Below are 16,315 nucleotides of genomic sequence, written 5' to 3'. Positions count from 1 at the left end.
TTAGTACTCCATGTTTTTGATGTTTTTTATCTCTTGTTTCAAATCACTTAACATTGCCGTGATTTCATGTGAATTTTCTATAAGTTTAGCGTTATCGTTATAGAAATTTTTACTCATATCGCTTACAAAAGATATCTCTTGTGAGGTTTGTGTGATTAAATTTTTTAATTGTAAAAATATTTTTCCAAAACCATGCGTATCATCAACATACCGTGCTGATTCGATTATTCCATAAACTTGCACGTAACCCAAGTACATGATTTGCCCCTCAAGCTCCTCAAGGCAGTTGATGGTTTTTTTAATGGAGTTATTCATGGAGATAGGGAGTGTTGTTAGTTTTTTATGATGTATGTTTACAAGCTCAAAGAGAGTTTGGATATTTATATCTAGTTCCGCAGAGTAGGTTTGAGTGCCGTTTTGTGCCTGTTCTTGGATAAAGTAAGTGACCATTTGCATCTGTAAACTTATGGATGAGACAAGAAAAACGGTTTCATTTAAAAATTCCGATAAAATTTGGGATAGCTCATAAATGTTGCCGATAAGTAAATCATTTTCTTTGGAGTTGGTTCTGATGTCGCTTGCTAAAACGCTAAACGTTTCTCCTCCGTCATCTTTTAGTTTGTACGAGGCGATAGAAGCATTGAGAGAGAGGAGTACGATCTCTCTTGCAAGAGAACTGAGTGTAAGGCTCTTTTGTTCAAACATGGATTTGATTTTATTGAAAGTATCGATTTTATCAAACCATTTGTTGTACTGTTCAAGCACAGATTTGCTTTTTGTGAAGATAGAGTTCATGCTTTGTGTAAATTTGTCTTTGCCAAAATCACTCTCTTTATCGTGTGTTTTGTTTAAAGAGAGTATTTTTTCTCTCTCTCGCAGTTCGTTAAGAAGAGCAGTGTTCATAAAATGGGTATAGTCTCTGTAGCCTAAACCTCTAAGAAGTTCTAAAAGCAGCTCCTCGCTTTGAGGCATCCCCATCTTCTCCTCAAGAGAGCGCAACTTATAGTAAATCTCTTTTATGGAGCTAAAGAGCGCACTTGTCGGTTTAAATCTAATAGAGATATAGCTCTCTTGCAGTGGAAAAACAGCAGCGATTACCCAGTAGTATTCGCCGTTTTTTGTTCTGTTTTTGACATAAGCTACGACCGGTTTATCCGCCTTTAGGTAGTCCCAAAAAGCTTTAAACACAACACGAGGCATATCTTTATGCCTTACTATGTTGTGATGCTCTCCGACAAGCTCATTTTTTGCATAGCCGCTGATGCGTACAAAAGTCTCATTTCCCGAGATTATAGTGCTCTCTTTGTCTGTTATGGAGAAAAAGAGTTCATGGATGGCAAATTTCGCCTCTTGATGTTGGGTGTTGTTTATTCTGTTTTCCAACTGCTTTTCCTATATTTTTTTATAAATTGAAGAGCCTAAGAGTTTGAGTGTCTCTTTGTGTGCCATCAAGGATTCTGAACTTCCTAAAAAGAGCGGAGAGCCTTTTGGAAGTAACTTTGCAAATCGCCCAACTACATCTTGCCTTGTTGTTTCGTCAAAATATATCATGACATTCCTACAAAAAATCATATCAAACTTATTTTTGAAGAAAAACGGGTCTGTGACAAGGTTGTAAAGCCTAAAAATTACCATTTCTCTCAGGTGCGGTTTTATCTGATACTTGATTTCGTTGTCGCTGTTTATCTTGTCAAAAGAGGCTAGAGCGATGTTTTTTGGGAGTTGCTCTACATCTTTTTGTGCATAAAAGCCCTCAACGGCATGTGTGAGAACTTTTGTAGAGATATCTGTCGCCAAAATCTTGATATCCCAGTTCTCAAAGTCCGGAAGATTGTTTTGCAAAAACATCAAAATCGTATATGGCTCTTCTCCGCTTGAGCATCCGGCAGACCAGATTCTTATTTTTTTCTCTTTTTTTGTTGCTATTAGCTCAGAGATATATCCCTCAAGCCATCTCCACTGTGCCTCTTCTCGAAAAAATGAGGTAACATTTGTTGAGATAGCGTTTACAAAAAAAAGCAGTTCATCGCCGTTTGCATCATTGGTTAAGTAGTTGTAGTACTCTTTGAAAGATTGCAAATTTAGCTGACGCAACCGCTTGTTAAGGCGACCTTTGACGAGAGTTGTTTTTTCCTTTCCCAAAGAGATGCCGACTTTTTCATAGATATAGGTTTGAAAAAGTTTAAATTCCTCAGGTTTAAGCTCAATCTCGTACATGGGAAGTCTCGCTCTGCGGACGCAGGGCATCTACATTTAGGATAAGTGCGATATCTCCATTGCCGAGGATTGCACCGCCTGAAATTTCTTTGACTTTGGAGAGTGATTTGCCCAATGTTTTGATGACTACCTGCTGTCTTCCCAGAAGTTCATCTATCATAATGGCGATTCTGCCGCTATCGGTCTCAACGCAGACCAAAATGTTCTCCCACGGCTCACTTTTTGCGATATCAAGGTTGAAAACTTCACTTAGTCTTACGATAGGAATACACTCTTTGCGCAGTGTTACAAACTCACCTTTGCCTTTGACTATATGAACAATCTCTTTTTCAGGGCGAAAAGACTCAACGACGCAAAGTGTCGGGATGATGTATGTCTCATTGCCGACTTGCACAAGCATCCCGTCGATGATGGCAAGCGTGAGAGGTAAAATTATGGAAAAAGTAGTACCTTCACCCTCTTTTGACTCTATCTCTATCTTGCCGCGCAGTTTTTCTATGGATGTTTTTACAACGTCCAACCCGACACCGCGTCCTGAAAGGTCGCTGATGGCTTCTGCCGTTGAAAATCCGGGCTGCATAATAAGTGCAAATATCTGTGAGTCCGTTAGGTTTTCGCCCTCGTTTACGATGCCTCTCTCTATGGCTTTTTTGAACACTCTCTCTTTGTTGATGCCTCTGCCGTCATCACTAACGCTTATGACAATATTGCCGCTTTTGTGAAAAGCCCTCAGGGTAAGTGTCCCCTCTGCACTCTTGCCGATACTTACTCTTTCATCTCCACACGACTCCAAGCCGTGGTCTATGGCATTTCGTATGATATGAATAAGCGGGTCGGAGAGAGAGTCTATCATCGTTTTGTCGATTTCCGTATCCTCACCCTGTATGATGAGATGAATCTCTTTTCCTGTTTTTTTGGAGGTGTCACGGACTACACGTTTCATCTTCTCAAAGGTATCTTTTATGGCAACCATGCGAAGGCTCATAACTCTGTCTTGAATCTTTTTTGTGATTTTTGAGAGAACCTCTATAGTGCGGTTAATCGTTTCATTTTCTATGGAACGAATCTCTCTGTTTTGCGCTATAAAATTTTGTGCGATTACCAGCTCACCGACAGAATCAAAGAGTTCATCCACTTTGTATGTATCTATGCGGATAGTCGATTTTGGCGCATTTATGTTTGTGTTTGAAACTATTTCCGTGTTGTTGTTTGAAGCACTCTTAAATAGAGTTTCTGCTTCTTTTTCTGTCTCTTTTTGTGGAGGCGGCGGGGCTTGTATGGGTGTGATTTTGTATTCATGGTCAAACAAAAATTCAAAAATTTCTTCAACCTCTCCATAAACAAGAGGTGTTAAGGCAACAATATCTACTTTGTCGATACTGTTTTGAGTGCTTTGAAAATCTTCTATGGTCTGAACATTTTTCATACTAAAAAAGCTCTCCAGCGACTTCGCCTGTTCGCCGAGTATCTTTAAAAAGATAAAATGGTCAAACCCTCGTTTGTAGCAGTCGCCATCTAGCGTTAAGACGATTTTGTAAAGATTTAATGCCTCTGTCTGCATAGCCTGATGTATTTTGATGCTTTGCTCAAGGGTATCTTCATCCGGAAATAGAGGAAGTTCGTCAAACTCTAGGGCTAGGTTATTTAAGACCTCACGGCTCTCGCTTTGTATGAGGGAAGGGTTTTTGTTCTTTTTGGCATCCAGAAGCTTTTTGATTTTTTCCAAACAGACACTGTAGCTACGCGGGAGTTCTTTGATAGAGTTTAGTTCACACTCCATAACCTCTTTGACGACATCCACGCTCTCCACAAAGAGTTCTAGGTTGTTTGCCTCAATGCGCTCTTTTGTAGAGCGATAATAATCCAGCAAATCTTCAAAATGGTGTACAAACTCACCTAGCCTTGTAAAGCCAAAGGCGTTGGAGTTTCCTTTGAGCGTATGAACGCCGCGAAAGATTTCGTTTAAGAGTTCAAAATCATTTGAGTTTTCTTCAAAACGGATGATATCAACATCAAGTTTTTCAACTATTTCTGTGGCTTCTTCTATAAAAATGGCTCTTAGCTCTTCTTGACTAATCATGATATGTCCAATGCACTGTTCCGTAAGAAAAGGAGATTGTTTGCTCTTTTTCTAAAAACGGTATCTCTATTTGGGGTCGAGTTTTTTTTATGCTGACTAAAAGAGAGAGTAGTGCGCTTGAAGAGAGTACGCTTCCATCCTCTGTTTCAATCCTCTCTATATACTCAATCCTTGGGCGAATAAACTCTTCTAATGTTACGATTTCATCCATAGACAGATTTAAGTCTATGGTGAGTACATCCCCGTCGATTTTCATCTAAAATTCTTTTAAATCGTCTTCGCTAAGTGGAAAAATCTCTTCCGCTTTGTTTGGCAATACTCTTTTTTGAGCGACACTCTCTTTTGCAGGTTTATTTGTTTTATGGAGCATTTGGGAGCTTTTTATATCCGGCTGCTGCACATACTCTCTTTGTGGTTTTACAATCGGAGTATGTACGTCCATTCCAACGATTTTTGCTAAAACAGAAACGGCTTCCATCATTGAGGATGCTTGCGCATTTAGCTCTTCTGCCGCTGCCGCTGCTTCTTCGGAGTTTGCCGCAACCTGTTGTGTTACCTGATCTACCTGACCCATTGCCTGATTTATCTGCACCATTCCCTCAGACTGCTCTTTTCCGGCGATAGAGATTTCGCCGATTAAATCCGAAACTTTTTTAGACTGCTCAACAATCTCTTTAAAAGAGGTATGTGTTGCATGAGCAATCTGGTTTCCTTCTTTTATCTGCAAGAGAACCTCTTCTATGATTAAGGATGTCTCTTTTGCAGCCGACGCCGCTCTTTGCGCAAGGTTTCTAACCTCATCGGCAACAACCGCAAATCCAAGACCATGCTCTCCCGCACGGGCAGCTTCTACCGCCGCATTTAATGCAAGAAGATTTGTTTGAAACGCTATCTGGTCAATTGCTTTGATAATTCCTGAAATCTTTGTAGCCGATTCGGTGATGGCATGCATAGAACCTGCGAGCTGTTCGCCTTTTTCATAGCCAGCCCTTGCAGAGTCGTTTGCGTTTTTCGCCAAGATATCCGCCTGCATTGCGTTGTCGGTGTTGAGTGTGTTTATGGCTGTGCTCTCTTCCAGTGTTGCGCTGACTTGCTCAACACTTGCGGCTTGTTCGCTGGCTCCCTGTGCGAGAGATGAAGAAGAAGCAGCAACTTGAGAACTAGCCGATGTTATCTGCGCTGCACCGTCTCTGATGAAAGTGACGCTTGTTGTGATAGAACGTGTGATTGAGCGGATAATGATTGCAGCAAGAACGATAGATGACAGTATTGAGATGATAACAATCAACATTGAAAGCTCTCTATAGGAAGAAGACTGTTTTTTGGCATTTTCACTTGTTTTTGCCATATTCTCCTTGTTGACCATATATAGCTTTTGCATATTATTTTCCATGCTTATACGCAAAGCGGTAATGTTTTTTAGATGGTCGGCCATTTTGCCAAAGAGTATCTCATTTTGTTCTGCATCACTGCTTTTTATGAGACCGTCTATGACATCTGCTTTGTAAATCTCATTTCTTTTTCGCCACTGCTCATAGTCTGTGACAAACTTTTGCCACGCATCAGCCTCTTCGCCTACAGGCATAACTTTTTTATAGCTGTTTAACCCCTCGTCAATTATGTTAAATCCTTTTTGCATAACCTCGGATACGTTTTGCATCTTTGTTTTCATTTCAGGGTCGCCCTTTAGTCCGGTGGAGCGATTTACCTGAATAGCAAAGAGTAAAACACCATAACGAATAGTGCCTACACTTACAAGCGAATTTGCACGAACCTCTCCAAGTTCTACGACATCCACTTCCCACGCATTAACCGCTTTGTACCCTAAAAATCCAATCACTGCCAACGCAATCATCAAGACCGATGTTAGTAGCATCAACTTGCTCTTAAGCAACATATTTTCTAGCCAACTCATTTCACACCCCCTCTGCTTGTTTGTTTTGTATTTCTGCAAGATTTATGATTTCATCTGCCTCAAAAAGCTTCAAAACATCTAAAATCATTACCACATTCTCTTCTATTTGTGCCACTGCCGAGATAAAATCCGTATCAATCTGACCTCCAAACCTTGGGGGTTCGCTGAGGTTGGAAGCATCAATGGAGACCACCTCTTCAACTCTATCAACGATAAAGCCTATATTTACCTTCTCTACCTCTACGATGATGATAGCCGTGTGCATATCCGCATCCCTAAAAGGCATCTCAAAGCGCAATCTTGTATCTACGATTGGTATGATAGAACCACGCAGATTTATAACTCCTCTCATATAAGAGGGTATTTTAGGAACGCTTGTGATTTTCATCATTGCTATAATCTCTTTAATCCTCTCTATGGCAATCCCGTACTGCTCATCTCCTAGAAAAAAAGTAAGATAACGCTCTTTTTTGGATTGTGGTGTGTTTTGATGATCTATGCTCATACTTATACTCCCAGTACCATTTTAATGGACTTTACAAGTTTTTCATCGCTAAAGGGTTTTACCATCCATCCTGTTACACCTATCTCTTTGCCTGCCATTTTTATCTCATTTGAACTCTCTGTCGTCAAGATGATAATGGGTTTGGTTTTATGTTTATCGCTGGTTTTTATAGCTTTTGCAAGGTCTAGTCCGTTCATCTCAGGCATATTGATATCGCTGATAAGCAGATCAAAATTTTCACTGCCGCTTTGAAGCCCGTCTAAAAGCTTCAAAGGGTTTAGATAAGACTTAAATTCTATAACGCCGCTTTGAATCAATTCGCCAAGTGCCAGCTCCGCCATCGCTACTACCGCTTTTGAATCATCTACTATTATTACTGTTTTTGCCATTTTTTTCTCCGTTATTTAATCTATTAAAAAAATTCCATCTCATCTTCATCACCGCAGCTAATCTCCTTATCGTTAATTATCCCCTCTATCTGCATACATGAGCTAAAAAAAGAGCTGTCAAGATAGTGTATGTCCTGTGTGTCTTGAAGCTCAAATATGTGCTTGCGCCATGAAACCAAGTCGTGCCCGAGATTTTCCAGCAGCATAGCTATCGTTTTAGCTTTTGTGGCATCTTGTGTAATGATGTCAGCTTTCTCTTTCAAAAAAACTCCAAGTGAAGTGAGCGCATAGCTAAGAGCCGTAAACTCCAAAAGAGAGTTGATGGTTTGTGCATAAACCCACAACACACTCTCTGCAAAGTTTTTTAGGTTTTCATCTGTCGGCTTCTCTTCAAAAAAAGAGAGTTTTTCTCTCCACTCTTCATCAACGCTTGCCAAATCAAGAATCTCATCCATAATGTCTCCGCCGATATCGATGATGTAAGCAGCAGCCGTTGTTTTTGTAGTAAAACTTTGTCTTAGAAGCTCTTTATCTTTCTTTGTTATCGTATGAACGTCTTTGAGATTTTTCTCCTCTGTTTTTTCAGTAAGAGGCAACCTCTCCTGTGTATGTTTTTTATCTTCATAAATGACTTCGGCTGTCTCTATCACATCAGATTCAAGGTACTTTTTTATTTTGGCGCATACTATGTTTTTTTGTACAATAAAATCAGATTGAAAAGCCTCAAGTATATCATTCATCCTCGGTTCTAAGATAAGCTCACTTTTTAGTTTCATGGTTATATATATCTCTTCATAACTCTCTTCAATAATTATGCTTGATTTATGACCCTCTTTTATCTCTTGTCGCATCAGTTTATAAAATAGTTCGACTATCAAATCAAGCCTGTTACAGGCAAAAACATCCTTTTTGGCGCACTGGTCAAATACCCACATCCCAAAATCCATCATCGCCTCTGTGTCCACGATATCAAAAATCGTTCTAAAAGAGCGAATATCAGGGTTAAACGGGTTAAGTGCCTCTTTTTTTGAGAGAGCTTTTACTTTGCCTTTTTTAATCAAAAGAGATGTGCTTATGCTCTCCAGCTTAAATAAAACAAGCTCTCTGTCGATAGGCTTGTGAAGGTATGTATCAACCCCGATGGCGTTCATGTTTTTTTGCATATTTGGGTCAGAAACCGCCGTAACTATTATAATGACCATATTCGGATGAAATGCTTTTATGATTTTTGATGCTTCATAACCATCCATATTTGGCATCATGATATCCATAAGGATGATGTCAGGATGCCACTCTTTTGCCATCTCTACGGCGCCAAACCCATCCTCTGCCTCTTTTATCTCAAAGTTTTTAAGTTTTCTACAGATGGCTTTTAAAACTAGGCGGTTATCTTCTATGTCGTCAACTATAAGAAGCTTGATGGTATTCATTTTCACTCTTTAGATTATAAATTTTTTTATTTTTAGTTCAAAGCAACTGCCGCTCTCTTGAGAAGAAGTTACGCTTACCTTGATGTTCATTATATTCGCATACTCTTTGACTATGCTTAATCCTAAGCCGGTTCCTGCATCAGAACTTCTTGCCTGCTCAAACGGCTCAAAAATAGCCGCTAATTTATCCTGCGGTATTCCTACTCCACTATCTTTGACCTCTATGATATAGTTGTCGTTTCTCTGGCTTAAACGTATAATTATAAATCCCTTTTGTGTAAATTTAAAAGCATTGGAGATGAGGTTGATAATCATCTGGTTTAGTTTAAAGTAGTCGCACTGCACAAAACCACTCTCGCAATCAAGTATGAGTTTGTACATCACCCCTTCTTTGATATTTAAACCAGAACAGCTCTCATAGCTTTCGTTGACAATTTCTACAATATCATGAACACCGATATTAAACTGCTCTTTTGCAGATTTAAATTTTGAGAGGTCTAAGAGCGAATTTATAAGGTTTAAAAGATTGTTGGAGTTTTTGTATGCTCTTTGAAGATAGAGCTGCATAAGTTCTCTGCTCTCTTTATCTTCAAAAATCTCATTATATATCTCAAGTGATTGCTCTGTAAAGTTGATGATGGCATTAAGCGGAGTTCTTAGCTCATGGGATACTTTATCAAAAAATCTACTCTTCTCTTCAAGAGCTTGCAGGGCGCTCTCTTTTGCTTTTACCATCTCCGTAATCTCATTTTGGATAAAAAGATACTCAATCGTAACTCTCTCTTGATTTGTAATAGGTACAATGGTTACATTAAAAAAATGTATGCCACCTTCTTTGTCAATATTTTCAATAATACCTTTATAAATATCTCTATTTTTCATAGTTTGTATAATAGAGTTATAATGGGCGTAAGTTGCATTTGGATTACAAAAAATCTTTATATTTTGGCTTGTAAGCTCTTGTTGTGTATATTTTAGAACCTTGCAAAATGCGTCATTAGCGTATGTAATATTGCCGTTCATATCTATTTTTATCACGAGATTTGAGATGTTTATGGCGTTATTGTATTGATTGAGTAAAAATTCAGTTTCCTCTTTATTTTTAGAAATCGAATTTAAGTTAAACTCTAAAGTATCTTTATACCCCATAATCTGCGTGATATCGGTAAGAATAATAACAAATACGTTCTTTGCAAATTCAAATTGTTTGATTACTATATTAAAATCATAAAGCTTGCCTAAACCTATAATCGCAACTCGGTAGTAATCTTTGTTTGCTTGATTGGTAAACTCAAACCATCTTTTGTTGAGATAACCGTCATAAATATAACCGTACTTGTCTATCTTTTGAAAAATCGTCGAAAGAGTAAATGCAGGCTGAAAAACATCAAGTTGTATCGCTTTGAAAAAATCGATAAATGCCTTGTTTGCATCTATAATCGTATCACCGTCTGTGATTGCAACAAGATTTGAAGTGAGATTAAAAAGAGATTTATAGTACCTAAAATCAGGATGGTTCTCTTTTATGCGTTGCTTGAGAAGTGACTTTTGAGAAGGCAGGATATCAGTCTTGTTTTCTTGCATAATCTAATTTTTTCATATTAAGTTAGCTTATACTACTACAAAAAAATTACCTTTGCAGCACACAAAGAGACAAAACTGTTTAAAAAGCAAAATGAGAGTAACTTTAGGTAACTAAGGCGCTTTTTTTGTTATAATTTTGTCACATATAAAAATCGGGATTTGCTAAATGAAAAAACTTTTTTTACTTCTTTTTACTTCTCTCTCTCTTTTTGGGGCGCAGCCAAAATTTTTGATGCCTGATGAAGCCTTTAAACCATCGGCAAAACTAAACGAAAAGATGCAAGTGGAAGCCACAATCGAACTTGGAAAAGAGATATATCTTTATGATAATGCACTTAAAATAGTCCTTAAAAAAGGTGACGGTCTTGAGATAAAAGAGATTGCAAAGCCAAAAAGCGTGAAGCATTATGACGATATGGTCTATCTTGAATCTCCCACTTTTGTGGTTACGCTTCAAAAACTAAGCGGTGTGAGCGGGGTAAAGAGTGTTGATATAGAACTCTCATATCAAGGGTGTTCGGAGCAGGGGCTTTGTTATGAGCCGGAGACGAGAGTGTATAGCTTTGAGGTTGATAGTGCTAAACTCTTGGGCGTGACAAAAGAGCAAAAAAGTGAAGCAGCGCAAGAGCCTCTCAAAAAGATAGAACCTCAAAAACTCTCAGAGAGTGATTCTATAGCAAAAACGATGCAAGACGGCAACATCGCACTTGTCCTTTTGACATTTTTAGGGTTTGGGCTTCTTTTGGCGCTCACTCCTTGTACTTTTCCGATGATTCCCATTATCTCCGGCATCATAATCTCTCAAGGTGAGGGGCTAAGTACAAAAAAAGCTTTTATGCTCTCTCTTGTTTATGTTCTTGCTATGGCGGTTGCCTATACTATAGCAGGGGTTTTGGCAGGGCTTTTTGGCTCTAACCTTCAAGCCGCTCTTCAAGCGCCGTGGGCGATATACTCCTTTTCTGCTATTTTTGTGGCACTTGCCCTTAGTATGTTTGGATTTTATGAGCTTAAACTTCCCGATTCGTTTGTTGCAAAGATAAGCTCAAACCACGGCAGCAGTCGTGGCGGTTACGTCGGCGTGGCTATCATGGGCTTTTTATCCGCACTTATCGTAGGACCTTGCGTTGCGGCTCCGCTTGCGGGCGCTCTTGTCTATATAGGGCAAACAGGCGATGCGGTTCTCGGCGGTGCGGCACTTTTTGCCATGAGCATAGGGATGGGCTTTCCGCTCATTTTGGTTGGCGTGAGTGCAGGAAAGTTTATGCCTCGCCCCGGAGCATGGATGACAATGGTAAGCGCTATCTTTGGCGTTATGATGCTAGGCGTTGCCGTCTGGATGCTAGAGCGGGTAATGGATGAAGCCGTTATCATGCTTCTTTACTCCATTCTTGGTGTAGGTTTTGCGACCTATTTTGGGGCATTTGACAAGGAAGCACACATCTTTAGAAGAACCGTCTCTATAGTTCTTTTTCTCTATGCAGTCGCTCTTTTTATAGGCGTTATGGCAGGTTCTTACAGCATGACAAAACCGCTTGGATTTTTAAAGTCATCTACTGTTATGAGTGCCGCAACACCGGAGCAAAAAGAGTTGGCATTTACAAAAGTAACCTCCATTGCGGAGCTTGACAAGGTTTTAGAGGCAAACAAAGGTAAAAAAATCCTCTTAGATTTTAGTGCCGAGTGGTGTGCGGTGTGTAAGGAGCTTGACAAAAAAACCTTTTCTGACGCAGCAGTAAAAGCAAAGATGAGCGAGTTTGTACTTGTGAGAGCAGATGTGACGCAAAATAGCCAAGAGCAAAAAGAACTCAGTAAAAAATATGGAGTTTTCGGGCCGCCCGTCATCCTCTTTTTTGATGCAAGTTCAACTGTTTTAGAGTCAAAAACTATCGTCGGTTTTATAGATGCGCAGAAGTTTTTGGAGCATTTAAACAGTATCTAATGTATAATTTCGCAAAAAAAAGAGGAGAAGATGAAATGTTGCAGTTTTTTAGTAGCCGTTACGCCGTTATTGCTTCAAAGCTTACACACTTTTTCTCTTCTAAACCATGCCACTGCAACCTCTTTTTTAAGCGCAAAATCCGTCTTGTTCTTTTGCTGAACCATTTTATCCCTAGATGTCCATACTATACTACATATTTTGCATTTAGACGCACCGGCGTACACCCTCCTCTTTAATATCCTTTTTTTACAAAAATCATCACAAAAAAAATAAAAAAAATGACAAACAAGGATATTTTCATGTCAAAAAATTATATAGTCGGTTTCCCGCGTATCGGGGAGCAAAGAGAATTAAAAAAGGTTTTAGAGGAGTTTTGGGCAAAAAAATGCTCATTTGAAGCAGTTGCACAAACGGCACATGAGTTAAAGGCGAGACATTGGAAGTATCAGCGAGATGCGGGAGCGGATTTTATAAGCTCGAACGATTTTTCACTCTATGACAATATGCTTGATACCTCTGTTATGCTCGGTGCGATTCCAAAAAGATTTCGCCATCTAAAGGATGATGAGCTTTACTTTGCGATGGCAAGAGGCAATAAAGAGTGCGTTGCTATGGAGATGACAAAATGGTTTAACACAAACTATCACTATATAGTTCCTGAACTAAGTCTTGAAGACAGTTACTCACTAAATGCTTCTAAAATCATGGATGAGTACCGTGAGGCAAAAAGCTTAGGTATCAAAACAAAGATAAATATCATCGGTCCTATAACTTATCTGGGGCTTGGCAAAAGAGTCGATAGAGGCGATGTTTATGAGCTTTGGGGCAAAGTAGTTCCTCTCTATGAAGAGCTTTTAAAAACCATAAGCACTCTTGACGATGAGGTGGTCGTGCAGATAGATGAGCCGATTTTTGCAAAAGAGCTTGACATAAAAGTTCTTAGCCTTATAAAACCGACTTTTGACAGGCTTTGCAATGTTTCGCCAAATATAAAAATTGCGGTTGTGACATATTTTGAGCATTCAAACGAAGCTACTAAGATTTTGGTGCATACGCCTATTTGGGCTATCGGACTTGATTTTTTACATGGAGATGAAAATCTAAAATCTCTTGATATCATTGCTTTAAGCGGTAAAAAGCTTATAGCAGGAGTGGTTGAGGGCAGAAATATATGGAGATGCGACATAGAAAAAACACTTGAGCTTTTGGAGAGTATCTCAAATTTTGTAAGTAAAGAGAATATTCTGCTCTCCTCGTCTTGTTCGCTTCTTCACACACCTTTTACTCTAAGGTACGAAGATAAAATGGATAAAGAGATAAAAGAGTGGCTAAGTTTTGCGCTTGAGAAGCTAGATGAGATTTCGCTTATATCTAAAATCTTTTTTGACACACAGAGCAGTTTAAACAACGCTCAAAAAGAGGCTCTCTCAAACAATATAAAAGCAAACCAAAGCAGAAAAAATTCTCCTCTTATCCATGATAAAACCGTTCAAGATAGGGTAAATAAGCATACAAAACTCCAAAGAGAGGGCGATGCAAAAGAGAGGCTAAAACTCCAAAGAGAGATTTTGGGTTACAAAGATTTAGTGACTACGACCATAGGTTCGTTTCCGCAAACTCCAGAGTTACGAAAAGCGAGAAGCGATTTCAAAGCCGCTCTTATCTCGCAAGAGAGTTATGAGGCGGAGATAAAAAAGTATATAGACGAGTGCGTGGCATTTCAAGAGGAGTGCGGTTTGGAGATTTTAGTCCACGGCGAGCCTGAGAGAAATGATATGGTGGAGTATTTCGGCGAACAGCTAAAGGGGTATGGATTTAGCCAAAACGGATGGGTGCAGAGCTATGGAAGCAGATGCGTAAAACCGCCATTTATCTACGGAGACATAAGCAGACCAAAGCCCATGACTATTGAATGGATAACCTATGCGCAAAGCAAAACAAGCCGTATCATAAAAGGGATGTTAACGGGTCCCGTGACCATTCTCAACTGGTCATTTGTCAGAGATGATATGCCAAGAAGCGAAGTTTCAAAACAGATAGCCCTGTCTCTCAGTGATGAGATAAACGACTTGCAAAATGCAGGTATAAAGATTATACAAGTCGATGAAGCGGCGTTTAAAGAGGGGTATCCGATAAGAGGTGAGAAGATAAAAGTGTATGAAGCGTGGGCGACGAGAGACTTCAAAATAGCCGTTAGCAGTGCAAAAAAAGAGACGCAGATACACACCCACATGTGCTATAGCGAGTTTAACGATATCATAGAGACCATAGAAGATATGGATGCGGACGTTATCTCTATAGAGACCGCCAGAAGCGGAAACGAACTGCTGAAAATCTTTAAAAAAGTAGGCTACACAAAAGAAGTAGGACCCGGAGTTTACGATATCCATAGCCCGAGGATTCCAAGTGTTGAAGAGATGGTGGCACAGATAGAGCTTCTGCTTGAGGTGCTTCCAAAAGAGCAATTATGGATAAATCCTGACTGCGGATTAAAGACTAGAAAATGGGAAGAGGTAAAACCTTCGCTTAAAAATATGGTAGAGGCGGTAAAAATAGTAAGAGAAAAACTAAAGAGTTAAAAATACAGCATGCGCTTTTGCATGCTGAAAAATGCTAAAGATTGCTAGAAGCGACGAATGATGACAATCTTTGTATAAACTCATTTGGGTTGGTGTCTGCTATCTCTTGAGCCAGGATTTTATCTGCGCCGTCTCCTAGTATTTGTTTGAAAACTGATTTGATTTCCTCTATATCGCCTCTGTTTTCAAGTCTTCTTCTAAGTCCGATAACATTTAGACCTTTGATGGTTGCTTTGTTACCCTCGACCAGCATAAAAGGAGGAATGTCTGAACCCACTACGGATGCTCCGCCTATCATAACTCCCGTTCCTATTTTGTTGTTTGCTTCAACCGTGCTAAGTCCGCCGATGATAACTCTCTCTTCGCATGTAACATTTTCATGAAGTCTGACGGCATTTGTTATGATGCAAAAATCACCAAGTGTTACGCCGTCAAAAATCTGCACATATCCCATAAGAAAATTGTTTGCACCGATAGTGATTTTTCTGCTTTCATTGGTTGTCTCTTGCGTTCCAATCTGAACAAACTCTCTGATATGGGTTTTTGCTCCGATGTGTATCTCGGATTCCTCTGAGCCAATGACTGCAAAGCTGAAAATTTTTACATCTTCGTCTATTTGAAGTTTGCCTTTGAGGATGATGTTTGACTCCAAAGTGCATCCTGCTTGAAGCACAACATCTTTGCCGATAAAACAAAACGGACCGACGGTAACATCAGGTGCGATGGTTGCACCTGCTTCTATGATGGTGGTTGGATGGATTTTTTGCATTATTGACCTGCGATTTCTAGGGTTACGATACTGTCTTGTATGGATGCCAAAGAGCCTCTTTCTCCGCTCTCTAAGTAACGGACAAAGGCTTCAAGTTCATCATGCAGAGCGTTGCTTCTGCCTACAAAGCAGTTGTTTGTGATGTGTGCGTTTGGGTTGATGTTGACACGTTCTGTAAGTGTTTGGGAGAGTAGGTCGGCTTCAAAAAACTTGATTTTGCTCTCTTTGTCTGTCCTACATGCAACGCTTATGCTTCTTTTGCGGTAAGGAGTAAGCCAGTTTGTTGTGATGTCGCCGATGACATTGCCTTCAAGTTCAAACGCTAAGATGGCATTGTCTTCGTGCGTTTTGTGAATCTTTTGAGATTTGAAAACGGCACTTTTTACTATCTCTTTTTGAGTGATAAAGCGAATCAAATCGCTGTCATGCACGGAGAGGTCGGTGAGTATGCCAACATCTGCGATGCGCTCCGGAAATGAGCCGCTGCGAACGATGGAGATGGAGAGAACTTCATGATTTTTTATCTCATTTATCAATGCTTTTACGACAGGGTTAAAACGCTCTATATGTCCGACACAACTCTTAATGCCGCTTCTCTGAACTGCTTCAAGAATCTCTTCTGCATCCGCAACGCTCGAAGCGGCAGGTTTTTCTATAAAGATATCTACACCATGAGCGGCACATTTAAGAGCGGCTTCTTTGTGCAAAAAAGTAGGTGTAACTATGATAAGGGCATCAGGCTTGGCGGTATCAAGCATGGTGTCTAAATTATAAAAAAACGGCTCTTCAAATTCACCGTTTTTGACAACATCACAAAGTGCTACAATTTGTACTCCGGCTACTTTTTTAAGCGTGTTATAATGGTTTTTCCCCATAACACCAAGACCAAGAATGGCGATTTTTTTCAA

At 39.6% G+C, this 16,315-nt stretch carries 14 protein-coding genes; 3 read left to right on the top strand and 11 right to left on the bottom strand.

Annotation, left to right across the window (positions count from 1 at the left end; all coding sequences use genetic code 11):
* From PHY84_RS04155 to PHY84_RS04115, 9 genes are read right to left on the bottom strand one after another with little or no spacing between them, the layout of a single operon-like run.
* Complete coding sequence (locus tag PHY84_RS04155) at positions 1 to 1,383, bottom strand: PAS domain-containing protein (protein WP_299858053.1); 1,383 nt, start codon at positions 1,381 to 1,383, stop codon at positions 1 to 3.
* 9 nt (positions 1,384 to 1,392) lie between these two features.
* Positions 1,393 to 2,217 carry a protein-glutamate O-methyltransferase CheR gene (locus tag PHY84_RS04150; RefSeq protein ID WP_299858051.1) on the bottom strand — a complete coding sequence of 275 codons (825 nt, stop codon included), beginning with the start codon at positions 2,215 to 2,217 and terminating at the stop codon, positions 1,393 to 1,395.
* Complete coding sequence (locus PHY84_RS04145) at positions 2,204 to 4,297, bottom strand: chemotaxis protein CheA (protein WP_299858048.1); 2,094 nt, start codon at positions 4,295 to 4,297, stop codon at positions 2,204 to 2,206. The genes PHY84_RS04150 and PHY84_RS04145 overlap by 14 nt, the downstream gene beginning before the upstream one ends.
* Positions 4,290 to 4,553 (bottom strand): hypothetical protein, encoded by a 264-nt coding sequence (locus tag PHY84_RS04140; RefSeq protein ID WP_299858046.1) that lies wholly within the window; start codon positions 4,551 to 4,553, stop codon positions 4,290 to 4,292. Before PHY84_RS04140 ends, PHY84_RS04145 begins: the two co-directional genes overlap by 8 nt.
* The gene (locus tag PHY84_RS04135) at positions 4,554 to 6,212 is read right to left on the bottom strand and encodes a methyl-accepting chemotaxis protein (protein ID WP_299858044.1); all 1,659 of its coding nucleotides are present in this window, start codon (positions 6,210 to 6,212) and stop codon (positions 4,554 to 4,556) included.
* A 1-nt stretch (position 6,213) separates the two neighbouring features.
* Positions 6,214 to 6,717, bottom strand: coding sequence for a chemotaxis protein CheW (locus PHY84_RS04130; RefSeq protein ID WP_299858042.1), 504 nt, complete (start codon positions 6,715 to 6,717; stop codon positions 6,214 to 6,216).
* 2 nt (positions 6,718 to 6,719) lie between these two features.
* A complete protein-coding gene (locus tag PHY84_RS04125; protein WP_299858040.1) occupies positions 6,720 to 7,106 on the bottom strand; it encodes a response regulator in 387 nt (128 codons plus the stop codon).
* Between the two features lie 23 nt (positions 7,107 to 7,129).
* Positions 7,130 to 8,536 carry a response regulator gene (locus tag PHY84_RS04120; RefSeq protein ID WP_299858038.1) on the bottom strand — a complete coding sequence of 469 codons (1,407 nt, stop codon included), beginning with the start codon at positions 8,534 to 8,536 and terminating at the stop codon, positions 7,130 to 7,132.
* A gap of 9 nt (positions 8,537 to 8,545) precedes the next feature.
* Positions 8,546 to 10,120 (bottom strand): ATP-binding protein, encoded by a 1,575-nt coding sequence (locus PHY84_RS04115; RefSeq protein ID WP_299858035.1) that lies wholly within the window; start codon positions 10,118 to 10,120, stop codon positions 8,546 to 8,548.
* A gap of 166 nt (positions 10,121 to 10,286) precedes the next feature.
* On the opposite strand from PHY84_RS04115, the gene dsbD reads away from it, so the two are divergent.
* The 3 genes from dsbD (at position 10,287) to metE (ending at position 14,638) form a co-directional block, all read left to right on the top strand.
* Positions 10,287 to 12,059 carry a protein-disulfide reductase DsbD gene (gene dsbD, locus PHY84_RS04110; RefSeq protein WP_299858033.1) on the top strand — a complete coding sequence of 591 codons (1,773 nt, stop codon included), beginning with the start codon at positions 10,287 to 10,289 and terminating at the stop codon, positions 12,057 to 12,059.
* Positions 12,060 to 12,094: 35 nt separating this feature from the next.
* A complete protein-coding gene (locus PHY84_RS04105) occupies positions 12,095 to 12,295 on the top strand; it encodes a hypothetical protein (protein ID WP_299858031.1) in 201 nt (66 codons plus the stop codon).
* A gap of 63 nt (positions 12,296 to 12,358) precedes the next feature.
* A complete protein-coding gene (gene metE, locus PHY84_RS04100; protein ID WP_299858029.1) occupies positions 12,359 to 14,638 on the top strand; it encodes a 5-methyltetrahydropteroyltriglutamate--homocysteine S-methyltransferase in 2,280 nt (759 codons plus the stop codon).
* Positions 14,639 to 14,672: 34 nt separating this feature from the next.
* On the opposite strand, the gene PHY84_RS04095 is transcribed toward metE, so the two are convergent.
* On the bottom strand, positions 14,673 to 15,407 hold the full coding sequence (locus tag PHY84_RS04095; protein ID WP_299858027.1) for an acyl-ACP--UDP-N- acetylglucosamine O-acyltransferase: 735 nt from the start codon (positions 15,405 to 15,407) through the stop codon (positions 14,673 to 14,675).
* The gene (locus PHY84_RS04090) at positions 15,407 to 16,315 is read right to left on the bottom strand and encodes a Gfo/Idh/MocA family oxidoreductase (RefSeq protein ID WP_299858025.1); all 909 of its coding nucleotides are present in this window, start codon (positions 16,313 to 16,315) and stop codon (positions 15,407 to 15,409) included. Before PHY84_RS04090 ends, PHY84_RS04095 begins: the two co-directional genes overlap by 1 nt.

The sequence above is a fragment of the Sulfurimonas sp. genome, from assembly GCF_028694605.1.
Taxonomy (GTDB): Bacteria; Campylobacterota; Campylobacteria; order Campylobacterales; family Sulfurimonadaceae; genus Sulfurimonas.
Note: the sequence above shows the minus strand (reverse complement) of the source record. Positions and strands in the feature narration are given on the sequence as shown.